General features: G+C 71.4%; 1 protein-coding gene. It reads left to right on the top strand.

Annotated elements, in window-relative coordinates:
* The first annotated feature begins 653 nt into the window (after window positions 1-653).
* A complete protein-coding gene (locus AC07EG_RS05615) occupies window positions 654-20,768 on the top strand; it encodes a type I polyketide synthase (RefSeq protein ID WP_478251828.1) in 20,115 nt (6,704 codons plus the stop codon).
* The last annotated feature ends 7 nt before the right edge of the window (window positions 20,769-20,775 follow it).

Genomic DNA, 20,775 nt, shown 5'->3' with positions numbered 1-20,775 from the left:
AACGCGGCCGCACGGTTTCGGCGCCCCCCGGTGCGTTGCGGCCCGCTGACTCGCCCCGCCTGGCGGGCGTGGACGCCCCGCGCCCGGCGCGATCCGGAGCTGTTCAACCGCGCAAAATGATCACTTGAACAGGGTGGAGCTGGACGGGCGGACCCGGCCGCTGAGCGCTGTGCCCGGCCGAACTGGCCAACGACCCGTCCCGGCGGCAGCGCGAGTCCGGCCGCGTGCTGCCGCGCTGGCTCAGCTCCCCCGCGCTCGTCCCGGACCGCCTGGCTGCCGTGACCCCGTTCCGGTCGTTGGATTAATCGCAATATGCTGAGTAATATTTCTTGTCGCGCGATTCATTCACCCGGAACTGCCAGAACGCTCAACTGCACCCGGTGATTCATGCCCGGTCGTGGTGCTTTACGGGTGACATGCTGAGCCGTAAGCTCCCCCGTGGTGCCGGCCCTGGGGACGGTGGTTCTCGGGCGGCAACGTGGAACTCGATCCCTTTTCGGATTTCCGGGTTGGCCGGAAAGCGCTCGTCGCGGTGCGGCGTTCGGACTCGTTGTTGACAAATTCGGTAAAGCTGTCATGCGGCCGTTGTGCTGTCCGGTCACGGCGGCACCGCGATGTGTCGACCAGGCACGGATTGTAGAGGTTGTGCTGTCGTGGCTGATCTGGATCGTGCAGGGAGTTTCGCGCAGGACGATGAGGTCGCTGTGGTCGGCATCGCGTGCCGTATGCCGAAGGCCCCCGGCCCGGCGGCGTTCTGGCGCCTGCTGGAGCAGGGGCTGGACAGCATCGCGGAACCCCCGGTCGATCGATGGGGCGCCGACGCCTGGTACGCCGGAGATCCGTCCGGGGCGGGGAGCCCCCGACTCGGCAAGGGCGGTTTCCTGGACGGGATCGATCGCTTCGACCCGGGTTTCTTCGGTATATCGCCGGGGGAAGCCGTGGCGATGGATCCGCAGCAACGGTTGATGCTCGAGCTGAGCTGGGAGGCGCTCGAGGACGCCGGTGTCGTGCCCGCCACCCTCCGCGGGAGTCAGACCGGGGTGTTCACGGGTGCGAGTTCCGGGGATTACGAGAAGCTGCTCTTTCGGAACGGTGCGGCTGACGTCGCCGCGCACACCGCCACCGGAACCAACCGCGGCATCATCTCCAACCGCGTCTCGTACACGCTGGGCCTGCACGGTCCCAGCCTCACCGTGGACTCGGCGCAGTCTTCCTCGCTGGTCGCGGTGCACCTGGCGAGCGAGAGCCTGCGTCGTGGGGAAATCACGCTGGCCATCGCGGGCGGGGTGAACCTGGCGGTCACCCCGGACTACCGCGTCGCGCTCGACAAGCTCGGTGCCCTCTCCCCGGACGACCGGTGCTTCACCTTCGACGCCAGGGCGAACGGCACCGTGCTGGGTGAGGGTGGCGGTGCGGTCGTGCTCAAACCGCTGTCCCGCGCGATCGCCGACGGAGACCGGGTCTACTGCGTGATCCGCGGCAGCGCGGTGAACAACGACGGTGCGGGCGACGACCTGACGGTGCCGAATCCCGCAGCCCAGGCGGAAAACCTGCGGATGGCGTACCGGAGGGCCGGCGTGGACCCTTCGGACGTGCAGTACGTCGAGCTGCACGGCACCGGAACCAGGGCCGGGGACCCGGTCGAGGCGGCCGCGCTCCAGGAGGTGGCCGGACTCGGTCGGGCGGCCGGCGCCCCACTGCTGGTCGGCTCGGTGAAGACCAACATCGGGCACCTCGCCGCCGCCGCGGGAATCGCGGGTCTGCTCAAGACCGTGCTCGCCATCAAGCACCGCAGGATACCGGCGAGCCTCAACTACGAAACCCCCAATCCGCGTATTCCACTGCACGAAATGAACCTGCGCGTCCAGCGGGAACCGGGCGAGTGGCCGAGCGCGGACCGGCCGTTGCTGGCCGGGGTGAGCGCTTTCGGGATGGGCGGCACCAACTGCCACGTCGTTCTCGCCGAACCGCCGCAGCCACCCGATGCGGCCGCAGCTGACCCCTCGGCCGAAGCCGGTCCGGTGCCGTGGCTGATTTCCGGGCGGTCCGAGGGGGCGTTGCGTGCGCAGGCGGCGGCATTGGCCGAACACGTCCGCGAACGACCGGAACTGGCCGCGGCGGACGTGGCGCGTTCGCTGGCCACCGCGAGGTCGGTGTTCGAGCACCGGGCGGTGGTCGTCGGCAGCGGTGCGGAACTGCTGGCCGGACTGGACGCGGTGGCCGCCGGCGGGGCCCACGCGGGTGTGGTGCGCGGTGCGGTACCAGACGGGGCAGCCGGACGTGGCCGGATCGCCATGGTGTTCTCCGGCGCCGGTGGGCAGTGGCGTGGGATGGGCGCGAGCCTGTGGGACTCGTCGCCGGTGTTCGCGGAGTCGGTGGCGGCGTGCGCGGAAGCGTTCGAGCCCCATCTGGACTGGTCGCTCGTGGACGTGGTGCGGGGGCGTCGTGGTGCGGCCTCGCTGAGGCGGGTGGATGTGGTGCAGCCCGCGCTGTTCACGATGATGGTGTCGCTGGCGGCGGTGTGGCGGTCGTTGGGCGTGGTGCCCGCGGCCGTGGTCGGCCACTCGCAGGGTGAGATCGCCGCGGCGCACGTCGCCGGGGGGTTGTCCCTGGCGGACGCGGCGCGGTTGGTGGCCTCGCGCAGCCGGATCATCGCGGCGAGGCTGTCCGGCCGGGGGGCGATGCTGTCGGTGTCCCGCCCGGTGGCCGAGGTCGAGGGGTGGCTGGCGGAAGCGGGCGGCGGGCTGGCTGTCGCCGGGGTGAACGGCCCGCGCGCGGTGACCGTCGCGGGCGATCCGGAGGCGATCGGCCGGTTGGCGCAGCGGTTGGCCGGGGCCGGTGTGCCGGCGGCCCGGATCCAGTCCGATTTCGCCTCGCACTCACCCCAGATCGAGTCGGTTCGCGACGAACTGCGCGCCGCGGTCGAGGGGTTGCGTCCCCGGAGCTCGCAGACGCTGTTCTGCTCGACCGTGACCGGCGGCGTCCTGGACACCCGTGAACTGGACGCCGAGTACTGGTATCGGAACCTGCGCCAGACCGTGCGTTTCGACCAGGCCGTGCGTACCCTGCTGGACCGGGGGTTCGACGTGTTCGTCGAACCCAGCCCGCACCCCATGCTGGCGGTTCCGGTCGAGGAGATCGCCGACGATCACGACAAGCCGGTCGCGGCGGTGCACACCCTTCGCCTGGGTGAAGGGGACAACCAGCGCCTGCTGTCCTCGGTCGCCGCCGCGCACGTCAGCGGTGTCCGGATCGACTGGACCGCCGTCCTGCCGGAAGCCCGGCGCGTCGAGCTGCCCACGTATGCGTTCCAACGCGGGCGGTACTGGCCGGCCCCGGCGGCACCGAAGGCGGGGCCGGACCGGCAGCCGTTCGAGGCCGAGTTCTGGGACGCGGTGGATCGCGGTGAGCTGCCCTCGGTCCTGGGGGTGGACGCCGGTGTGCCGCTGAGCGAGGCGTTGCCGGCGTTGTCGTCGTGGCGGCACCGGAACCAGGAGCTGTCCGCGCTGGATTCCTCGCGGTACCGGGTCGGCTGGCAGGAGGTCACCACCCGCCCCGTCGCCCGTCCGACCGGGGTGTGGCTCGTGCTCGTACCGCGAGGGCAGGCGGGCGATCCCCGGGTGGCCGGGTGCGTGCGAGCGCTGACCGAGCGCGGCGCGCACCCCCGCGTCGTCGAGGTCACCGAGGCCGACACCCACCGCGAGGCGCTGGCCGTGCTGCTCGAGCAGGTGCCGGAACCGGTCGCCGGGGTGCTGTCCCTGTGGGCGCTGGACGAGCGGGAACACCACGACCACCCGGCACTCAGCGTGGGCCTGGCCGGCACGATCGCGCTGCTGCAGGCGGAGGCGGTGCTCGACGCACCGGCACGGATCTGGGTGGCGACCGGCGGCGCGGTCTCGGTGGCGGAGTCCGACCCGGTGACCAATCCCGCCCAGGCCATGCTGTGGGGCCTCGGCGGGGTCGCCGCTCTGGAACACCCCAACCGCTGGGGCGGGCTGGTCGATCTGCCGGAAACCCTCGACGACCGGGCCCGGACCCGGCTGGGCGATGCGCTCGGCGGCATCGACGGCGAGGACGAGCTCGCGCTACGCCCGTCCGCGCTGTTCGGCCGCCGCCTCGAACCCGCCCCGCTCCGCGAAGACCCGCAGCCGGGGTGGGCGCCGCGGGGCACGGTGCTGGTCACCGGCGCGACGGGTGAGCTCGGTCCGCTGGTGGCGCGGTGGCTGGCCGGTCACGGGGCCGAACACGTGGTGCTGACGAGCCGCCGCGGCGAGGCGGCGGACGGCCTGCCCGCACTGCGTGCGGAGCTGACCGAACTGGGTACCCGGGTCACGGTCGTCGCGGTCGATGTGACCGACCGCGCCGCGCTGGAAGCGCTGCTGTCCGGACTGGCCGCCGGCGGCGACACCCTGCGGGCGGTGGTGCACGCCGCGTCGGTGATGCGGCTGGCCCCGCTGGCCGAGACCAGCCTCGCGGAGTTCGCGGAGGTCGTCTCGGCCAAGGCCCGCGGAGCCGCCAACCTGGACGCCCTCCTGCGTGACCACGAACTGGACGCGTTCGTGCTGTTCTCCTCGATCGCCGGGGTGTGGGGCAGCGCGGAACACGGCGCCTACGCGGCGGCGAACAGCTATCTCGACGCGCTGGCGAGGCACCGCCGCGACCGCGGGCACCCCGCGATCTCGGTGGCCTGGGGCATGTGGGGCTCACCGAGCCCGCGTGATCGACCCCGGGAGGCCGCCGCCGAGCCGGTGCGCCGCCGCGGGCTGCGGTCCATGGACCCGGACCTCGCCTTTGCCGGGCTGGCCCAGGCGATCGGTCATCGCGACACCACCGTCGCCATCACCGACGTCGACTGGACACGGTTCGTTCCCGCCTTCGTCTCGACCCGTTCCAGCAACCTGTTCAGCCGCGTACCGCAAGCCGTCCGCGTCCTGCACCACATCGCCCAGGCCACCCCGGAGCTCGCCCCGAACGAAACCGAGTTCGTCGGCCGGCTCTCGGCGGTGTCCCCGGTGGAGCAGGACCACGCACTGCTGGAACTCGTCCGGTCCCGGTCCGCGGCGATCCTCGGGCACCGGACCGACTCGGCGATCAGGCCGAACCTCACTTTCCGCGAGCTCGGCTTCGACTCGCTCAACGCCGTCGAACTGCGCAACCAGCTGGCCGCCGCCACCGGCCTGCGACTGCCCACCACACTGCAGTTCGACCACCCGACCCCCTCGGCGGTCGCCGCGTTCCTGCGCGCCGAACTGTTCGGCACCGGCACCCGGCAGGCCACCCCGGCCCCGGCGGGCGCGGTGCTGGGCGAACCGGTCGCCATCGTGGGCATGGCCTGCCGCTTCCCGGGGACGGCGGTGTCGCCGGAGGCGTTCTGGGACCTGCTCAAGGACGGTCGTGACGCGGTTTCCGGTTTTCCCGCCGATCGAGGGTGGGAGGTGGCGGATTCCGCCAACGGCTACGCCCGGGTGGGTGGGTTCTTGTACGACGCCGCGGAGTTCGATCCGGGGTTCTTCGGGATTTCGCCGCGTGAGGCGCTGGCGATGGATCCGCAGCAGCGGTTGTTGCTGGAGACCGCGTGGGAGACCTTCGAGCGCGCCGGGATTGATCCGCATTCGTTGCGCGGCAGTGCGACGGGCGTTTTCGCGGGCGTGATGTACCACGACTACGGCGCACATGCCGGTGTGGTGCCGGAGGGTGTCGAGGCGTATCTCGGGAACGGGAACGCCGGGAGTGTGGCGTCGGGCCGGGTGTCGTATGTGTTCGGTTTCGAGGGTCCTGCGGTGACGGTGGATACGGCGTGTTCGTCGTCGTTGGTGGCGTTGCACCTGGCGGTGCAGTCGTTGCGGTCGGGGGAGTGCTCGCTGGCGTTGGCCGGTGGGGTGACCGTGCTGTCCAACCCCGGGGTTTTCGCGGACTTCTCCCGTCAACGCGGTTTGGCGGCGGACGGGCGGTGCAAGTCGTTCGCCGATGCGGCTGACGGAGCTGGGTTCTCCGAGGGTGTCGGCTTGCTGTTGGTCGAGCGGTTGTCGGATGCGCAGCGCAACGGTCATCAGGTGTTGGCGGTGGTGCGGGGGAGCGCGGTGAACCAGGACGGTGCGTCGAACGGTTTGACGGCGCCGAATGGTCCGTCGCAGCAGCGGGTGATTCGTCAGGCGTTGGCCAATGCCGGGGTGTCGGCCGATGAAGTCGATGCGGTGGAGGCGCACGGCACCGGGACGACTCTCGGGGACCCGATCGAGGCGCAGGCGTTGCTGGCGGCCTATGGGCAGGATCGGCCTGCGGATCGTCCGTTGTGGTTGGGGTCGGTGAAGTCGAACCTCGGGCACACGCAGGCTGCCGCTGGGGTCGCTGGGGTGATCAAGATGGTGCAGGCGATGCGGCATGGGGTGTTGCCCAAGAGCCTGCACATCGATGCGCCGTCGTCGCACGTGGATTGGTCGGCGGGGGCGGTGGAGTTGCTCACCGAAGCGAGGCCGTGGCCGCAGGTGTCACGTCCGCTTCGGGCTGGGGTGTCCTCGTTCGGCATCAGCGGCACCAACGCGCACGTCATCCTGGAGCAAGCACCGGAGGCGGCTGCCGAGGAGGCACCGGGTCGCTCGCTGGACGTGGTTCCGTGGGTGCTGTCGGCCGGGACGCCGGAGGCGTTGCGGGCACAGGCCGACAGCTTGCTCTCCCTGGTGGAAGCCGAGCCTGCGCTCTCCCCGGTGGACGTGGCGTACTCGCTGGCCACCGGTCGCGCCGGGTTGGCGCACCGGGCCGTCGTCGTGGGTGCGGACAGAGCGGAGTTGCTGTCGGGCTTGGGCGCGGTGGCGGACGGCGGATCCGGAGAAGGCGCGCAGGACGGGGGGAAGACGGCGTTCTTGTTCGCCGGTCAGGGCTCGCAGCGTCCGGGCATGGGCCGGGAACTGCACGACCGGTTCCCCGAGTTCGCGCGGGCTTTCGACGAGGTGTGCGGTGAACTCGACAAGCACCTGGACCGTCCGGTACGGGACATGGTGTTCGCCGCCGCCGGATCGGCGGATGCGGATCTGCTGAACCAGACGGTGTGGACCCAGGCCGGGTTGTTCGCGGTCGAGGTCGCGCTGTTCCGGTTGCTGGAGTCGTGGGGGGTGACGCCGGAGTTCGTCGGCGGTCATTCGATCGGGGAACTCACGGCGGCGCACGTGGCCGGTGTGCTGTCGCTGGGCGATGCGGGCCGGTTGGTGGCCGCGCGGGGCCGGTTGATGCAGGCATTGCCTGCGGGCGGAGCGATGGTGGCCATCCAGGCCGGCGTGGCCGAAGTCGCGCCGTTGCTGTCCGGTGGGCACGGGCGGGCGAACGTCGCGGCGGTCAACGCGCCCGGCTCGGTGGTGGTGTCCGGTGACGAGGACCGGGTGCTGGAAGTCGCGGGGCACTGGGAAGCCAGGGGGCGGCGGGTCAAGCGGCTGCGGGTGAGCCATGCGTTCCATTCGCACCGGATGGACGACATGCTCGAGGACTTCCGGCGGGTGGCGGAGGGGATCGAGCACGGCAAACCCCGGATGCCGGTGGTGTCCAACGTCTCTGGCGAACTGATCGCGGAGTTCTCGGCCGATTACTGGGTGCGGCACGTGCGGGAAGCGGTCCAGTTCTGCGCCGGTGTCCGCGCGCTGGCGGCGCAGGGCGTGACCCGGTTCGTGGAGATCGGGCCCGGCAGTGTGCTGACCGCGATGATCGGCGACTCGATCACCGCCGACGCGGTACTGGTCCCCGTGCTGCGCAACGACCGCGGTGAATCGCGTGCGCTGGTCGACGCCATCGGCCGGTTGTTCGCCCACGGGAGGGCAGTGGACTGGACCGCGTTCTTCGCGGGTACCGGTGCGTGCCGGGTGGACCTGCCGACGTATGCGTTCCAACGGCAGCGGTACTGGCTGATGCCGGGGGCGAAGGCCGACGCCCGCAGCGTGGGCCTGGTACCGGCCGAGCACCCGTTGCTGGGGGCGGCCGTGCCGTCGCCGGATTCGGCTGGCGTGGTGTTGACCGGCAGGTTGTCGGTGGAAACCCAGCGGTGGCTGGCCGATCACGTGGTGCTGGGGTCGGTGTTGTTCCCCGGCACCGGTTTCGTCGAGTTGGCGGCGCGGGCCGGCGTCGAGCTCGGTTGCGGGGTGCTGGACGAGCTGACCCTGCGGGTTCCCCTGGTGCTGCCCGACCGGGGTGGGGTCCAGGTCCAGGTCAAGGTCGGCGAGCCCGATGACGCCGGGGCCCGGCCGCTGGACGTCTACGCCCGGCCGGACGACCCGGCGGCATCGGACGCGGCGGACCGGCCATGGACCCGGCACGCCACCGGTGTGGTTTCGCCCGGCGGGCGGGCACCGGAGTTCGACCTGGCCGAGTGGCCACCGCAAGGCGCTTCCGCACTGCCGGTCGAGGATCTCTATCCCCGGCTGGCAGCCGGGGGACTGGCCTACGGTCCGGCCTTCCAGGGGCTGACCGCGGCCTGGGAGAAGGGCGGCACGGTGTTCGCGGAGGTCGCCCTGCCCGATGCGACCGAAGCCGCGGATTTCGGGTTGCACCCGGCTTTGCTGGACGCCGCGCTGCACGCGGTCGGCTTCACCACCGACCAGGCGGACCGGACGCGGTTGCCGTTCACCTGGACCGGCGTCACCGTGTTCGCCACGGGTGCTTCGGCACTGCGCGTGAGGTTTTCTCCCACCGGCTCGGACGAGGTGTCCCTCCACCTCGCCGATGACACCGGCGCGCCGGTCGCCGCGGTGGAGTCGCTGGTGCTGCGGCCGGTTTCCGGAGACCAGCTGGGCAAGGCGGCCCGGGTCGGCAGTTCGTTCTTCGGGGTGGACTGGGTCGAAGCGGTTGCGCCCTCGGCGGCCGGCCTGTCCGACTGGGCGGTGCTGGGGGAGTCGGTACCGGGCGTCGAGGCCGACCGGTACCGGGACCTGGCGGCGCTGGTGGACAGCGGTGCGACCCCGGAGACGGTGCTCGTCGAGTGTGTTTCGCAGGGTGAACCCGCCGCCGAGGCCGCGCACGCGGTGGCCAGCGAGGTCTTGGGTGTGGTGCGGGAGTGGTTGGCGGCGGACCGGTTCGCGGGCTCGCGGCTGGTGGTGGTGACGCGGGGCGCGGTGGCGGTCGAGCCGCACGAGGACGTGCGGGACGTGGCGGCGGGCGGCGTATGGGGTCTGGTGCGGTCGGCGCAGTCGGAGAACCCCGGCCGGTTCGTGTTGCTGGACCTCGACGACAGCGCGGCCTCGCTCGACCGGGTGCCCGCCGCGTTGAGCCTGGGCGAACCGCAGATCGCGGTGCGCGACGGGGTGGTGCGGCTGCCGCGGCTGGCGCGGGTGCCGGGCGGGGACGGCCTGGTGCCACCCGCCGGCGCGGACGCGTGGCGGTTGGCGGTGTCGGATCAGCGCACGCTGGAGAGCCTGCGCTTGGTGGAGTACCCGGAGGCGTCGGCTCCGCTGGGCGCGGGCCAGGTGCGGATCGCGGTACGGGCGGCCGGGGTGAACTTCCGGGATGTGCTCAACGCTTTGGGCGTGTATCCCGGCGACGCGGGGCTGCCCGGGCTCGAGGGTGCGGGTGTGGTGACCGAGGTCGGTCCCGGGGTGTCCGAGTTCTCGGTGGGGGACCGGGTGATGGGCCTGCTCTCCGGTGCCTTCGGCCCGGTCGCGGTCGCGGACGAGCGGCTGGTCACGCGCGTGCCGCCCGGGTGGTCGTTCGCGGAGGCGGCCGGGGTGCCGCTGGTGTTCTTGACGGCGTTCTACGCCCTGCGGGACCTGGCTGACGTGCGGCCGGGTGAGTCGGTGCTGGTGCAGGCCGCCGCCGGTGGGGTGGGCATGGCCGCCGTGCAGTTGGCGCGGCACTGGGGCGCCGAGGTCTTCGGTACCGCCAGCCCCGGTAAGTGGGGCGTGCTGCGGGCACACGACTTCGACGACGAGCACCTCGCCTCCTCGCGCACCCTCGAATTCGAGGAGCGGTTCCTCTCGGTCACCGGCGGCCGCGGTGTGGACGTGGTGCTGGACTCGCTGGCGGGGGAGTTCGTCGACGCGGGGTTGCGCCTGCTGCCGCGGGGCGGCCGGTTCGTGGAGATGGGCAAGACCGATGTCCGGGTCGGCGAGCAGGTCGCGGCCGAGTACCCCGGCGTGGCCTATCAGGCGTTCGACCTGCTGGAGGCGGGACCGGAGCGGATCCGGCAGATGCTGGCCGAGCTGGCCGGGTTGTTCGGCGCCGGGGCGTTGCGGCCGCTGCCGGTGACGACATGGGACGTGCGGCGCGCTGACGAGGCGTTCCGGTTCGTGAGCCGGGCACGGCACGTGGGCAAGGTGGTGCTCACCCCGCCGAGGGAACTCGATCCCCGGGGCACGGTGTTGGTCACCGGCGGGACCGGTGCGCTGGGTGCGCTGGTGGCCAGGCACGTGGTGGCCGAGCACGGGGTGCGGCGTCTGGTGCTGACCAGCCGTCGCGGTCCGGAAGCCCCCGGCGCCGCGGAGCTGGAGGCCGAGTTGACCGCCCTCGGCGCCGAAGTGACCGTCGCCGCCTGCGACGTGGCCGACCGTGCCGAGCTGGCGAGCCTGCTGTGGAGCATTCCGGCCGAGCACCCGCTGACCGGGGTGGTGCACGCCGCGGGGGTGCTGGACGACGGTGTCATCGAGTCGTTGACGCCGGAGCGGATCGACGCGGTGTTCCGCCCGAAGGTGGACGCGGCAGTGAACTTGCACGAGCTCACCCGAGACCAGGACTTGGCCGCCTTCGTCCTGTTTTCGTCGAGTTCGGGCGTGCTGGGTGCCGCCGGTCAGGGCAACTATGCCGCCGCGAACACCTTCCTCGACGCGCTGGCGCGGCACCGGCGCCACCTCGGTCTCCCCGCGGTGTCGGTGGCGTGGGGCGCGTGGGCGCGTTCGGGCGGGATGGCCGGAGAACTGGGTGAGGCGGATATGGCCCGGCTGGCGCGGGCCGGAACCCTGCCACTGTCCGACTCGGATGGTCTCGCGCTGTTCGACGCCGCGCTCGCCGGCGACCGCGGTGCGGTCGTGGCCATGTCCGTCGATCTGGCCACGATCGGTGGCCAGTCGGCAGTTCCCCCGATCTTCCGCGGACTGGTGCGGTCGCCGGCCCGGCGGGCCGGCGCAGCCGGTCGCTCCACCGCGAAGGCTTCCTCGCTGCAGCAACGCCTGAGCGGACACGCGGCGGACGAACAGAACCGCGTGCTATTGGGTCTCGTGCGCGAGGAGACGGCGCGCGTTCTCGGCCACCCCTCGGCCGAGTCCGTCGAGGTGACCAAGACGTTCCGCGAACTGGGTTCCGATTCGCTGACCGCGGTGGAACTGCGCAACCGGCTGAACGTCGCGACCGGGGTACGCCTTCCCACCACCGTCGTGTTCGACCACCCGACACCACTGGTACTCGCCGAGTTCCTGCGTACCGAACTGGTCGGCTCGGAACCGGAAGCCGCCGCGGTCACGCCGGTGGGCACGGCTTCGGAAGAACCGATCGCGATCGTGGCGATGGGCTGCCGCTACCCGGGCGGCGTCACCTCGCCGGACCTGCTGTGGGAGCTGGTCGCCTCGGGGACGGACGCGGTCACGGGTTTCCCCGACGGCCGTGGCTGGGATCTCGGGCGGTTGTTCGACCAGGATCCGGAACGCCGAGGCACCAGCTACGCCCGCGAGGGTGGTTTCCTCTTCGACGCGGCGGACTTCGATGCGCGGTTCTTCGGCATCGCACCGCGTGAAGCGCTGGCGATGGACCCGCAGCAACGCCTGCTCCTGGAAACCTCGTGGGAGGTCTTCGAGAACGCGGGCATCGACCCGCAGACCTTGCGGACCAGCGCGACGGGCGTGTTCGTCGGTTCCGGTGGTTCCGGATACGGCAACAACGACCAGGTCGAGGCCGAGGTCGACGGCTATCTGCTGACCGGGCACGCGTCCAGCGTGCTGTCCGGGCGACTGTCGTACGTGTTCGGTTTCGAGGGTCCTGCGGTGACGGTGGATACGGCGTGTTCGTCGTCGTTGGTGGCGTTGCACCTGGCGGTGCAGTCGTTGCGGTCGGGGGAGTGTTCGCTGGCGTTGGCGGGCGGGGTGACGGTGATGTCGACGCCCGAGATCTTCACGGAGTTCTCGCGTCAGGGTGGGTTGGCGGCGGATGGGCGGTGCAAGCCGTTCGCGGAGGCGGCGGACGGCACCGGTTGGAGTGAGGGCGCCGGATTGCTGTTGTTGGAGCGGTTGTCGGATGCCCGGCGGCTGGGGCATGAGGTGCTGGCGGTGGTGCGGGGTTCGGCGGTGAACCAGGATGGTGCGTCGAACGGGCTGACGGCGCCGAACGGTCCGTCGCAGCAGCGGGTGATTCGCCAAGCCTTGGCCAATGCGGGGGTTTCTGCCGATCAGGTCGATGCGGTGGAGGCGCACGGGACGGGCACCACGCTCGGCGATCCGATCGAGGCGCAGGCGTTGCTGGCGACCTATGGGCAGGATCGGCCCGAAGACCGTCCGTTGTGGTTGGGGTCGATCAAGTCGAACATCGGCCACACCCAGGCTGCCGCTGGGGTCGCTGGGGTGATCAAGATGGTGCAGGCGATGCGGCACGGGGTGTTGCCGCGGAGCCTGCACATTGACGCGCCGTCGTCGCATGTGGACTGGTCTGCCGGTGCGGTGGAGTTGTTGACCGAGGACAAGCCGTGGGTGCAGGCTGAGTGGCCGCGGCGGGCTGGGGTGTCCTCGTTCGGCATCAGCGGCACCAACGCGCACGTCGTTCTCGAACAAGCACCGGAGCCGGAGGAGGCCCCCGCTCCGGACTCGCCCGGTGCCGAACCGGATGTGGTGCCGTGGGTGCTGTCGGCCAAGAACGAGGCTGCGGTGCGTGAGCAGGCTCGGCGGTTGGCCGCGCGGGTGCGGGGCGATGAGCACGTTTCATCGGTGGATGTGGCGTACTCGTTGGCCACTGGTCGCGCGGGGCTGGAGCATCGCGCGGTGGTGGTGGCTGGTGATCGTGACGGGTTGCTGCGGGGTGCGGATGCGGTTGCTGGGGGTGAGTGGCCGGTAGCGGCGGCCTCGGGGGCTGGGGATGTGGTGTTCGTTTTCCCAGGGCAGGGGTCGCAGTGGCGTGGGATGGCGGTAGGGCTGCTGGAGTCGAGTCCGGTGTTCGCGGAGCGGCTGGGTGAGTGCGCTGCGGCGTTGTCCGCCTTTGTGGACTGGTCCCTGCTGGATGTGCTGCGTGGTGTTGAGGGTGCGCCGTCGTTGGATCGGGTGGATGTGGTGCAGCCGGTGTTGTGGGCGGTGATGGTGTCACTGGCCGAGGTGTGGCGTGCGCACGGGGTGGTGCCTTCGGCTGTGGTCGGCCACTCGCAGGGTGAAATCGCCGCCGCGTGCGTGGCTGGTGGGTTGTCGCTGGAGGATGGTGCCCGGATTTCCGCGCTGCGTAGTCAGGCGTTGACTGTTTTGGCTGGTCGTGGCGGCATGGTGTCGGTGGCGGAGCCGGCCGAGCGGGTGCGCGAGCGCATCGAACCGTTCACCGGCCGGGTGTCGGTGGCGGCGGTGAACGGCCCGTCCTCGGTGGTGGTGTCGGGCGATCCGGGTGCCTTGGACGAGTTGATCACGGCGTGTGAGTCGGGGGGTGTGCGGGCCCGCCGGGTCCCGGTGGACTATGCCTCGCATTCGGTGCAGGTGGAGCAGATCCATGAGCAGCTGCGGGAAGTCCTGGCTCCGGTGTCGCCGGTGTCGGCTTCGGTCCCGATGTATTCGACGGTGACCGGTGCGCTGATCGATACCGCGGGCCTGGGTGCGGAGTACTGGTTCCGCAACCTGCGGCAGACGGTGGAGTTGGAGCAGGTGACTCGCACGCTGCTCGCTGATGGGTATCGGGTGTTCGTGGAGGTCAGCCCGCATCCGGTACTCACGTTGGGTATTGAAGAGACCATTGAGGACACCGGTACCGCGGCGGCGGCCGTGGGCACCTTGCGTCGTGACGATGGTGGGTTGGACCGGTTCGTGACCTCGCTGGGTGCGGCTCACGCCCATGGTGCCGCGGTGGATTGGGAGGCGTTCTTCGCCGGGACCGGTGCTCGCCGGGTGGACCTGCCTACTTACCCGTTCCAGCGGCAGCGGTTCTGGCTGGAGGCGGGTGTTGCGGCTGGTGGGGTGGAGCCGGTGGAGGGGGAGTTCTGGCGGGCGGTGGAGCGGGCGGATGTTGATGCGGTGGCTACGGCGCTGGCGGTGGACGGCGATGAGGTGCGTTCGTCGCTGGGTGTGGTGCTTCCGGTGTTGTCTTCGTGGCGGGAGCGGCGTGCGCTGAAGTCTGTGGTGGGTGGTTGGCGGTATCGGGTGCGGTGGAAGCGGTTGCCCGATCCCGTGCCCGTGACGCCTTCGGGCACCTGGCTGGTGGTCGTTCCGGACCACCAAGCCAACGACGAGTGGATGTCCGGCCTGGCGGGCCGCCGGGTCGTGGTGTCGGCCATCGATGATCCGGAGACGATCACCCGGCGGTTGCGGGAAGCGCTGGCCGACGGCCCGGTGGCCGGTGTGCTGTCGTTGCTGGCGCTGGACGAGCAGCCGCTGGCGGAGTTCGGCGCCGTGCCCCGCGGACTGGCCGCGACCGTGAGTTTGTTCCGCGCGTGGATCGAGATCGACGAGGACGCACCGATGTGGGTGGCCACCAGGGGCGCGATGCCGGTGGAGCACTCGGCGAACGCGGCCGGGCCCGCGCAGGCCCTGGTGTGGGGGCTGGGCCGGGTCGCGGCACTGGAGCACCCCGATCGGTGGGGTGGGTTGGTCGATCTGCCCGAGGAGCTGGACGAGCACGCGCTGACCCGGCTGGCCGCGGTGCTGGCCGGTGCCGAGGACCAGGTGGCGGTGCGCGCGTCCGGAGTGTTCGGGCGCCGGCTGGTGCGTGCCGAGCCCGCCCGCAACGGGGACTGGTCGGCGCCCGCCACCGTGCTGGTGACCGGTGGCACGGGGGCGTTGGGTGCCCGGGTCGCGCGCTGGCTGGCCGACAACGGCACCGAGCACCTGGTGCTGACCAGCCGCCGCGGCCGGGAGGCACCGGGCGCGGCGGACCTCGAAGCGGAGCTGACCGCGCTCGGAGTCCGGGCCGACATCGTGACCTGTGACGTCGCCGACCGGGAGGCGGTGGCTGAGCTGCTCACCCGGTTCCCGGTCACCGGGATCGTGCACGCCGCGGGTGTGCTGGACGACGGCGCGGTGGCTTCGCTGACGCCGGCCCGCATGGACGCGGTGCTGCGGGCCAAGGTGGTCTCCGCGGTGAACCTGCACGAGCTCACCCGAGCACACGACCTGGACCTGTTCGTCTTGTTCTCCTCGACCTCGGCCGTCATCGGCACACCGGGGCTCGGCAACTACGCACCGGGCAACGCGTTCCTGGACGCCCTGGCGGAGCGTCGGCGGGCAGCCGGGTTGGCCGCGACCTCGATCGCCTGGGGCCCGTGGGCGGACGGTGGCATGGCCGCCGGTGCGGTCGGCGAGGTGTTCCGCAGGCACGGGGTGCCGGAGATGGCTCCCGACCTGGCCCTCGCCGCGCTGCGACAGGCGTTGGCCGACGACGAGACGACCCTCGTCGTCGCGGACATCGAGTGGGAGCGGTTCTTCGTCGCGTTCACCGCGACCCGTCCCAGCCCGCTGCTCGCCGAGCTGCCCGAGGCCCGGCAGTTGACGCGAGCCACCGCGCGGACGGCGGAGACCACGGCGGACGAGGACTCCCTCGCCCGGCGACTCGGTGGCCTGGCCGAAGCGGAGCAGAGCCGGGTGCTGCTCGACCTCGTCCGCACCCAGGCGGCGGTCGTGCTCGGTCATCCCGGGCCGGAGGAGGTCGAGCCGCGCCGGTCCCTCAAGGACCTCGGCTTCGACTCGGTGACCGCCGTCGAATTCCGCAACCGGCTGGCCGCGGCGACCGGCTTGCGCCTCCCGGTCACCCTGGCGTTCGACTACCCGACACCGGTGGCAGCGGCACAGCACCTGCGCGCCGAGCTGCTCGGTACCCGAGCCCCGGTCGACACCCCGGCCGCGGCGGGGACGGTGACCGAAGAGCCGCTGGCGATCGTCGGCATGGCCTGCCGCTTTCCCGGCGGCGTGCGTTCGCCGGAAGACCTGTGGCAGGTCATCAGCGATGGGACCGACACGATCTCCGCGTTCGCCGCCGACCGCGGCTGGGATCTCGCTGCGCTGCTCGACCAGGAGCGGGAGGGTGCCAGCCGCACCCGCGAGGGCGGTTTCCTGTACGACGCGGCGGATTTCGACGCGCACTTCTTCGGTATTTCGCCGCGTGAGGCGCTGGCGATGGACCCGCAGCAGCGGTTGTTGCTGGAAACCGCGTGGGAAGTGTTCGAGCGGGCTGGAATCGACCCCGGAACCTGGCGTGACGTCGGGGTCTTCGCCGGGAGCAGCGGTCAGGACTACCTCAACCTGCTGGCGGCGAGCGCGGCGGAGTCCACCGGGCACGCGGGTATCGGGAACGCGGCGAGTGTGCTGTCCGGGCGGCTGTCCTATGTGTTCGGTTTCGAGGGTCCTGCGGTGACGGTGGACACGGCGTGTTCGTCGTCGTTGGTGGCGTTGCACCTCGCGGCGCAGTCGTTGCGGTCGGGGGAGTGTGCCCTGGCGTTGGCCGGTGGCGTGACGGTGATGTCGACGCCCGAGATCTTCACGGAGTTTTCCCGGCAGGGTGGGTTGGCGCCGGATGGGCGGTGCAAGCCCTTCGCGGAGTCGGCGGATGGTGCTGGTTTTTCTGAGGGCGTGGGCCTGTTGCTGGTGGAGCGGCTGTCGGATGCTCGGCGCAACGGCCACGAAGTCCTCGCGGTGGTGCGGGGTTCGGCGGTGAACCAGGACGGTGCGTCGAATGGGTTGACCGCGCCGAATGGTCCGGCGCAGCAGCGGGTGATCCGCCAAGCCTTGGCCAACGCCGGGGTGTCGGCCGAGCAGGTCGATGCGGTGGAGGCACACGGGACGGGGACGGCCCTGGGTGATCCGATCGAGGCGCAGGCGTTGCTGGCCACCTACGGACGGGATCGGCCTGCGGATCGCCCCCTGTGGTTGGGGTCGGTGAAGTCGAACCTCGGGCACACGCAGGCGGCTGCTGGGGTCGCCGGGGTGATCAAGATGGTGCAGGCGATGCGCCGTGGGGTGTTGCCCAAGAGCCTGCACATCGACGAGCCGTCCTCGCGGGTGGATTGGTCGGCGGGTGCGGTGGAGTTGCTGAACGAGGAGAGGCCGTGGCTGGCGGAGGCGCATCCGCGGCGCGCCGGGGTGTCCTCGTTCGGGATCAGTGGCACCAACGCGCACGTGATCCTGGAACAAGCCCCGGAGGAGACTCCCGCGCCGAACTCGTCCGGTGTTGAACCGGATGTGGTGCCGTGGGTGCTGTCGGCCAAGAACGAGGCAGCGCTGCGTGAGCAGGCTGGGCGGTTGGCCGCGCGGGTGCGGGGTGATGAGGACGTGTCGCCGGTGGATGTGGCGTACTCGCTGGTGACGACCCGGACAGCGCTGGAGCACCGCGCGGTGGTGGTGGCCGGTGATCGGGACGGGTTCCTCCGTGGCTTGGACGCGGTTGCCGCAGGTGAGTTGCCCCAGGGCGTGGTGCAGGGCTCGGCTCAGGGCTCCGGCGATGTGGTGTTCGTGTTCCCGGGTCAGGGGTCGCAGTGGGCCGCGATGGCGCTCGGACTGCTGGAGTCCAGTCCGGTGTTCGCGGAACGGCTGGGTGAGTGTGCCGCGGCGTTGTCGTCGTTTGTGGACTGGTCCCCGCTGGACGTGCTGCGTGGCGTTGCGGGTGCGCCGTCGTTGGATCGGGTGGATGTGGTGCAGCCGGTGTTGTGGGCGGTGATGGTGTCGCTGGCGCAGGTGTGGCGTGCGCACGGCGTGGTGCCCGCGGCGGTGGTGGGGCATTCGCAGGGTGAGATCGCTGCGGCGTGTGTGGCTGGTGGGTTGTCGCTGGAGGATGGGGCCCGGATCTCTGCGTTGCGCAGTCGAGCCCTGTTGGCGTTGGCGGGTCACGGTGAGATGTTGTCGATCGTGGCGTCGGCCGAGTGGGTGCGGGAGCAGATCGAGCCGTTCGGCGGACGAATCTCGGTGGCGGCGGTCAATGGCCCGAAGTCGGTGGTGGTCACCGGTGACCCGGACGCCTTGCGGGAACTGGGCCGGGTCCTGAGGAAGGCGGGGGTGATGCGGTGGACGGTTCCGGGCGTGGACTTCTCGGCGCATTCGGCCCAGGTCGAACAGATCCGCGACGAGGTGTTCGAGGCGCTGGCGCCGATCACCCCGAGGTCCGGTGCTGTTCCGTTCTACTCGGCGCTCGCCGGTGAGCTGATCGACACCGCGACCCTGGACGCCGAGTACTGGTACCGCAACGTGCGGCACACCGTGGAGTTCGAACAGGTGACGCGCACGCTCCTGGCCGACGGTCACCGGGTGTTCGTCGAGGTCAGTTCGCACCCGGTGCTGACGCTCGGCTTGCAGGAGACGATCGAGGACACCGGTACCGCCGCGGCGGCCGTCGGAACCCTTCGCCGCGACGAAGGCGGATTCGACCGGTTCCTGCTCTCACTGGCCGAGGCGCACGCCCACGGCGCGAGCGTGGACTGGAACGCCTTCTTCGCCGGAACCGGCGCGCACCGGGTGGACCTGCCCACCTACCCCTTCCAACGCCGACGCTACTGGCCGGAGACCGAGGGCGGTACCGAACCGGTCGCGCGCCCCTTGGCGGACGACCGGTTCTGGCAGGCGGTCCAGCGGCAGGACCACGAGGCTCTCGGAACCGTCCTGGGCGTCGACGACGAGGATTCGTTGAAGGCCGTGCTACCCGCGTTGCTTTCCTGGCGCGACCGCGGCCAGGAACAATCGATCGTCGACAGTTGGCGATACCGGGTGGTGTGGCGTCCGGTCGCCGAGCCCACCGCGGCTGCCCTGGCCAATGCGTGGCTGGTGCTGGTACCCGCAGGACTCGAAGACAGCGAACCCGTGGTGAAGACGCTCGCCGCGCTGTCCGAACACGGCGCCAGGACCACGCCGATGGTCATCGACGCGGCGGCCGCCGACCGCGGGGTGCTCGCCGAACGCCTCAGCGGTGTGCTCGACGCCGACCCGGCTGCCGGGGTGCTGTCCCTGCTGGCGTTCGCCGAGGGGCAGCACCCGCTGCACCGGGTGGAACTCGGCCTCGCGGCGACGGTGGTCGCGGCGCAGGCGCTCACCGACGCCGGGGTGAAGGCGCGGCTGTGGTGCCTCACGCGCGGCGCGGTGTCCACCGGTACCGGCGACCCGCTGTCCAACCCGGTGCAGGCGCAGGTCCTGGGGCTGGGCAGGGTGGTCGCGCTCGAGCACCCGGACACCTGGGGCGGGCTGATCGACCTGCCCGCCGTGCTCGAGGCCCGCGCTCTGAAACGGCTCGTCGGCCTGCTCACCGGTGAGCTCGGCGAGGACGAACTCGCGGTGCGTTCCTCCGGCGTGTTCGCCCGCAGGCTGGTGCGCGCGCCCTACCAGGACTCCGGCACGACGGCGCGTTGGCGGCCGAGGGGGACCGTGCTGATCACCGGCGGCACCGGAGCGCTCGGCTCGCACGTGGCGCGGTGGCTGGCCCGTGACGGTGCGGAACACCTGGTGCTGACCAGCCGAAGCGGCCAGGACGCGCCGGGAGCGAACGAGCTGCGCGCCGAGCTGGAAGCGTGCGGAGCCACCGTGACGATCGCGGCGTGCGACGTGGCCGATCGTGCGGCGCTCGCGGCGCTCCTCGATGGTCTCGCGGACGTGCGCGCCGTCGTGCACGCGGCCGGCGTCGTGGACGTGACCCCACTGGCCGAAACCGGGCTCGCCGACTTCGCCCGGATCACGGCCGCCAAGGTGGGTGGCGCGATCAACCTCGACGAGCTGCTCGGCGAACGGGAGCTGGACGCGTTCGTGCTCTTCTCCTCGAACGCGGGCGTGTGGGGCAGCGGCGGCCAGAGTGCCTACGCGGCGGCCAACACGTTCCTGGACGCACTCGCCCAGCAGCGGCGCGACCGTGGCCAGGCCGCGACCTCGGTCGCGTGGGGTGCCTGGGGCGAATCCGGGATGGCGGCGGAAAGCTCGACCGTGGAGTACCTGAACAAGCGCGGTGTCCTGCCGATGCGGCCCGAACTGGCGATGGTGGCGCTGCGGCAGGCGGTGGCGCAGGACGAGACGTTCCTCGCGGTCGCCGAGGTGGACTGGGAACGCTTCGTGCCCACCTTCACCGTGGCGCGGCAGCGGCCGTTGCTCAAGGAACTGGGGGAGGTGCGGCAGATCCTCGCGGCCACCCAGGCCACCCAGGACGAGGCGCCCGGTGACGGCGGTGCCTTGGCGCACCGGCTGGCCGGCCTGTCGCCCGAGGAGCAGGAGGAGTTGTTGCTCGGCCTGGTGCGCTCGGCCGTCGCGACCGTTCTCCGGCACGGCGGGGAGGACTCGGTCGCGGCCGGACTGGCGTTCAAGGACCAGGGTTTCGACTCGTTGACCTCGATCGACCTGCGCAACCGGCTGAACTCGGCAACCGGGCTCACGCTCCCGGTGACCGTCGTCTTCGACCACCCGACGCCGACCGCGCTCGTGCGGCACCTGCGCGCCGAGCTGGTCGGTCACGCGGAACCCGTGATCGAGTCGGAGCTGGACCGGCTGGAGAACGCGATCGCCGCGATGGACCGGCACGGCGACCGGCGCAGCGCGGTCAGGACCCGCCTCGAGGCGTTGCTGCGCGAGCTGGACGACGACCAGGAGACGAGCCCGGTTTCCGCGGCCGAGCTACTGGAATCCGCCTCGGACGAGGAGGTGTTCGATTTCATCGACAACGAACTCGCTTGATCCCCGG

This window comes from Amycolatopsis sp. NPDC045836 (genome assembly GCF_056431745.1).
Note: the sequence above shows the minus strand (reverse complement) of the source record. Positions and strands in the feature narration are given on the sequence as shown.